We start from the raw sequence: 5,537 nt of genomic DNA, 5'->3' as shown, positions 1-5,537 counted from the left end.
CGGCACACGCATGACCTCTTACTGAAATAAATGCCCCCTATCCTCATAAAGCTTATGCATCCAGAGCTATGTCCGCTTCCGCCTCATCCCGGCCACGTGGGAATAATAATAGGAGCGCGTAAAGCAGACCTTCAGAGATGAGGCGTAATTAACATGAATGGAGTGAACCATGATAACGAATGCAGATTGTATTTTAATTACTGACGTTTATTATCTTTGTGCGCATTGAGTATATTTATTCTATAATATGCCAATCGCGAGTTTTGACATTGTATCGTCCAGCCACCGCTGTTTGTAATGATCAGGAAGGGCTCCTGACGGAGTATGCCCGAGTTTTTTTAGTAAAGATTCAAGTGAAACCAAGCGGTCACGTTTCTCGACTGCATAACCAAAACGCATGCTTGCCGTATCCGGACCACATAGAATCCATACATCTGTGCGAGTTAATGCATGTGCCCATAAATCTCTTTCACCATCATCTAACCCAGCTCCACCGTTAAGTAAAACTTCAGCACGTTGAAGTTCCGTAACTGTGTGAATTTTATTCAATGACGATCGAAGAATTGGCTCATCAATACGCTTCAACGGATCGCGAGAGAAGTGGCCGTTTTGAGTTTCTTCAATGCATTTTTCGACCGTCTGCACGCAAAAACCTCTACACAGCGCAAGCCAACAATTTCGACTGTGACTTTCAATAATAACATTGGTATCTACTAGCAAAACTGCGCTGCTTGGCACTATTATACCCTACCCGGATGATTAATAGAGTGAATTTCGAACAGATCTCCCAATTCATCCACAGGAAAATTTAAAAGCTTTGCTGCCTTTCCTATCGAAATATGGCCATGTTGAATTGCCAGGTCGATTGTTTCCAGAAATTTCTTGCTGAATAACGGAGGTAGTTCTGGGTTATTCTCATGAGCTCGATTTTCACGAATGTCTTCACTTGAAATTCGTTTCAATTCTGGGCACACCTTGGAGTTGACAAGTCTCCATTTCAACGAAAGAGCTGACACTCCAAGATAGTCCGCTCCTTCAATAAGCCATTTTGTTAAATTGCCATGTGGTTTTCCAAGTAAATTTAATGTTTTTTGAGGCATTAGAAGGCCGGCAGAAAAGTTATCTGCAAGGCGCTCAATTTTTTGGTTTCTCTTAGCCTTATGGGTAGAGGGACTTTCCTGAGAATGACACGCAGCTTCTTTTCTTTCTGGACGCATCTCCATCCATGTCAAAATATGGTAAAATTCATGTGCAAGATCGGTATTTCGCCTAGCTGGCCGCTCTTTCCTATTTATTAAAATAGCATTCAAGTCCTGCAGTGCGCAGGCCGCTCCAGAGATTCCTTGCACGGTGTCAATCATGAGGACCAAAATACCAAGTCGATTTTCGAGCGCGTCAGACAGTGACAATGCTGGTCGTTCGCCTAAATTCAATTCCTCAGAAACTTGCTCGCCCGCAGTAACTGCATCATTTAGTGAACTATTATAAGTTAAGCTTAACCTTGGAAGTATTTGCTTAAGCGGAGTTTTATTTATTTTATTGAGCTCTCGAAAGGCGCCAATCCACTCTCCCGCGACTTCCTCAAACGAATTAAGATTTTCATCTGTTACATTATTCTGTCTCCAAGAAAAGCTATTTTTGGATGTAAGAATAAATGGGTTGGTTAACCACTCCAAAGAGACATCAAAATACTGAGATGCACGCACGAGCTCCTGAGCCGTAACTTTTCTTTTGCCTAATTCAATCTGAGAGACAGGCTGATGATCAGAAAGGCCAAGAGCTTCGGCCACTTCCTTTTGCTTGAGCCCTTTTTGTTCCCGCAAACTGCGTAAACGATGGCCAATATGAATTTGAGACATAAATGCAGGTTCCATAATCTCAAGATAATCTTGCATTCTCTATTTTGCAAGATTTTGCTGCGTACCGGTTATCAGTTTTGTTGGGCAAGATGATATGGGCATGTCTCAATGCTGTCTGGTTTTCCGGTGACCTGCTTGTTAATCGGACATTCCGCTCCCCCCCCTTACTGCCATCAAACGCTTTTACCATGTTTCTCCCGCGACAATCGCTCCACCAGCAGATAGAGAGCCGGTGTCGTAAACATGGTCTGTGCCTGGCTGACGAGCAGGCCACCGATCAGCGCAATGCCCAATGGTTGGCGCAGTTCCATGCCGTATCCGCCCATCATTACCAACGGCAGCGCGCCGAGGGCGGCGGCAAAGGTGGTCATGACGATCGGCCGCAGGCGCAGCAGGCAGGCCTCACGGATAGCCTCGCGCCCCGTCATGCCGCGTTCGCGTTCGCGTTCGGCATGGATGGCGAAATCCATCAGCAGGATGGCGTTTTTCAGCGAGATGCCGGTGAGCAGCAGCATGGCAATCACCGCCATGCCCGAGAACGGCAGGCCGAACAGGTCGAGCGCGACCACGGCCCCGATCCCGGCCGAGGGGATGGTGGAAAGAATGGTAAGAGGGTGCCACACGCTCTCGTACAGCATGCCCAGCGTGATCCAGACGGCCAGGATAGCCGCGATAATCAGGATTTCGCTGTCATGCGTGCTTCTGCCCAGATCCCCTTCATCGCTCTGCAATTCGCCACTGATCTCCTTCGGCAGATGCAGGCTGTGCCATTCCTGATCGATGATCGCCTGCGCCTGTGACAGGCTGACGCCGGGCGCCAGTTCCAGCGCCAGCGAGGCGGAACTGGCGTAACCGATATGGGTCACGGCCACCGGGTCGAGACTGGGGGTGATCCGGGCCACGACGGACAGCGGCACCAGTGTCTCCGCCCCGGTCGCCACGGCCGAACCGGTTGAAGCATTCGCCCCACCCGCCAGAGAATTGGCGATCTGGTTCCGAAACGCCGTGACATTGGTCGAAGCTGTGGTACTGGCCGCAGCCGACGTGACCACCCGGATGGTGTTCGACGCCGAACTACCTGAAGCAGACCCACCGGACGGGCTGACCCAGAACTGCTTCAGGATTTCCGGGTCCTGCTGAAAGCGGTGTTCCACCGTCAGCACCACGTTATATTGCCCATGTGCGGTGTAGACAACCGAGGCCGTGGTCTGGCCGAGCGCATCGGACAGGGTGTTGCCGATCACCTGTGGTGTCACCCCGACACGGGCAGCGGTATCGCGATCAATGGTAAGCGTGATGCCCTGCCCCGGCGGATCGACATCCGGGTCCACGTCCGTGAATTCGGGATGATGTCGCAGGGCTTTTGCCAGTTTGCGTGTCGCCGGTCCCAGCAGCCGGTCGTCCTCGCTGCGCAGGATATAGCTGACCCCGCTGCTGTTCGAGCCGACCCGCATCATGATGTTACCGGGCGCCTGCGCATGATATTCGGCGTGAATGTCTTTCCCCATCCGGGCCACCACGCGAGCCGCCACTTCCGCCCCGGAGGCTCGTCCGGTGGACAGATCGCGCAGGGTGGCGAACACCATGCCGTGGCTGGAGCCTTCGCCGGTATCGAGATAGGCAATGACATGACTGACGGCCGGGTCATTCAGCAGCACTTTGCTGAAGTGTTCCAGCCGCTCCTTGGTCTGGGCAAGAGAACTGCCACTGCCCCGCGAGCCCCTGAGACGATGCCGATATCCTGACGCGGGAACACGACCTTTGGCATACGCAGGAACAGAAAACCGGTCGCGAGCAGGGTCAGCAGCAGCAGCAATGCCGTCTTGCCGGGATGGCTCAGGCAGACGTCCAACGTGCGGCGATACAGGCTGCCGCCGTGATCTCTGCTGGCTGGGGTAAGGTTCTGTTCGGCCTGCTCCGGCCTTTTCCCTTCGGCAAAGCGCATGCACAACGCCGTCAGACACGGCGTGACCACGCAGGACAGAACCAGCGACACCGTGACAGTGATACCCACTGTTCCTGCAAACTCCCGGAACAGCCGTCCCGTCAGACCGGGGGCAAAACCGATGGGCAGGAACACCGCCAGCACCGAGACGGTAATGGACAGCAGCGTGAACGCCACCTCGCTCGCCCCGGCAATGGCGGCCTCGTCGATGGAAAGCCCGCGCTCGCGCATGCGGATGATGTTCTCGATCACCACAATGGCGTCATCCACCACCAGTCCCGTCACCACCGTCAGCGCCATGAGCGAGAGATTATCCAGCCCGAACCCCGCCAGATGCATCGGTCCAAGACTGGCGATCAGGCAGCACGGCACGATGATCGCCGTCGCGATGGATGCGGTCCATGACCGCAGGAACACCCAGACCACAACCAGCGCCAGCACGCAGGCGGCCAGCAGCGTCACCAGCGTATGGTGCAGGGAAGAGCGGATCACGGCCGAGCCATCCCGCGCCACCGCAATATCCGCCCCCGGCGGCATCAGTGTCCGCAACTGTGGCAGCCGCGCTTTTACCGCATCGACAATGCCGACCAGATTGGCCTCCGGCTGGGCACGCACCATCAGCGTCAGCGCCGGCTTTCCATCAAAGAACGCGGCGGCGTTCACGTCCTGCATGCTGTCGGTGACGGTCGCCACATCGCGCAGCCGGATCGGACGTCCGCTTTTGTAGGCGATGACCATATCCCGGTACGCATCGGCATGTTCTGCCTGATCGTTAACGGCAAGCTGGTAGCGCTGGCCCGCCATGTCGATCACGCCCTTCGGTGTATGCGCATTGGCCGAAGCAAGTGCTGCGCGCAGGTTCTCGAACCCCATGCCGTATTTGAAGAACAGCAGCGGGTTCATCTCCACCCGCACGGCGGGGGCGGAACTGCCCATGAGCATCACATCCCCTACCCCCGGCACCTGCAGCAGCATGGGTCGCAGCGTGGTGTTCACCAGATCATACAGGCGAGGCATGAGCTGCATGCCCGGTGTTACGGCAAGGATCAGCACCGGCGTCGCGTTCGGGTTGGCGCGATGATAGCTGGGATCGGACCCCGGCGTGGTCGGCAGGTCACGTCGCGCGGCCCGGATCGCCGCTTCCACGTCACGTGCGGCGCCGTTGAGATCACGGCCCAGTTCAAATCCCAGCGAGATGGAGGTCTCGCCCCGAGTGGAGGTGGACTGCATCTGCGTCACGCCCGCGATATTGCCCAGATGGCGCTCCAAGGGGGCTGCCACCGTGCGGGCCATGACTTCGGGCGAGCCGCCGGCATTCGACGCCGAGATCGAGATCACCGGTAGGTCGACATCAGGCAGGTCCGAGACCGGGAGATGGGGCAGCGCCATAAGCCCGGACAGCACGGCGGAGACCAACAGCAGCGTTGTCGCCACCGGGCGAAGGACAAACCAGACGATGAATTTCAAGGAAGATGTCCCGTCCCTGCGGGAGGGCTCACTCTATAAGACGATCGATACGGGTATTTTTTCAAAGGAGAACGAAAAAATCTTCGTTTCTTTTTAGCGGGCTTTCAAATCCTACCCGGCTGACGACGTGACCGTGATGGCCGCACCCTGTACGGCCAGTCCATGCTCGGCGGCCACCCGGCGCAACAACGTCGCCACTTCCGGTGCGTGACACGCGATCTTCCGTCCCGTCCCCGCTTCCACAAAGGTAATCGCAAGCGCTGCCC

The 5,537-nt window shown here is 55.6% G+C and carries 4 protein-coding genes; all 4 read right to left on the bottom strand.

The genetic code is table 11. The features are described 5' to 3' along the window. Positions 1–240 precede the first annotated feature (240 nt). The 4 genes from J2D75_RS14050 to J2D75_RS14605 all read right to left on the bottom strand — a co-directional run bounded on the left by J2D75_RS14050 (position 241) and on the right by J2D75_RS14605 (position 5,271). Positions 241–645 carry a hypothetical protein gene (locus J2D75_RS14050; RefSeq protein ID WP_207855413.1) on the bottom strand — a complete coding sequence of 135 codons (405 nt, stop codon included), beginning with the start codon at positions 643–645 and terminating at the stop codon, positions 241–243. Positions 646–740: 95 nt separating this feature from the next. Then, positions 741–1,895 carry a helix-turn-helix domain-containing protein gene (locus J2D75_RS14045; RefSeq protein ID WP_207855412.1) on the bottom strand — a complete coding sequence of 385 codons (1,155 nt, stop codon included), beginning with the start codon at positions 1,893–1,895 and terminating at the stop codon, positions 741–743. Positions 1,896–2,032: 137 nt separating this feature from the next. After that, the gene (locus J2D75_RS14610; protein WP_265783097.1) at positions 2,033–3,517 is read right to left on the bottom strand and encodes an efflux RND transporter permease subunit; all 1,485 of its coding nucleotides are present in this window, start codon (positions 3,515–3,517) and stop codon (positions 2,033–2,035) included. Next, entirely contained in the window at positions 3,508–5,271 is a 1,764-nt protein-coding gene (locus J2D75_RS14605) for an efflux RND transporter permease subunit (RefSeq protein WP_265783096.1), read from the bottom strand. Before J2D75_RS14605 ends, J2D75_RS14610 begins: the two co-directional genes overlap by 10 nt. Between the last annotated feature and the right edge of the window lie 266 nt (positions 5,272–5,537).

Origin of the sequence: Acetobacter suratthaniensis (assembly GCF_017377745.1) — a bacterium.
Lineage (GTDB): Bacteria > Pseudomonadota > Alphaproteobacteria > Acetobacterales > Acetobacteraceae > Acetobacter > Acetobacter suratthaniensis.
This window is presented reverse-complemented; position numbering and strand designations above follow the sequence as displayed.

What these genes read in the sequence shown, in the direction of transcription:
- J2D75_RS14045 (WP_207855412.1), bottom strand. Translation starts at nt 1,895, where the DNA reads ATGCAAGATTATCTTGAGATTATGGAACCTGCATTTATGTCTCAAATT.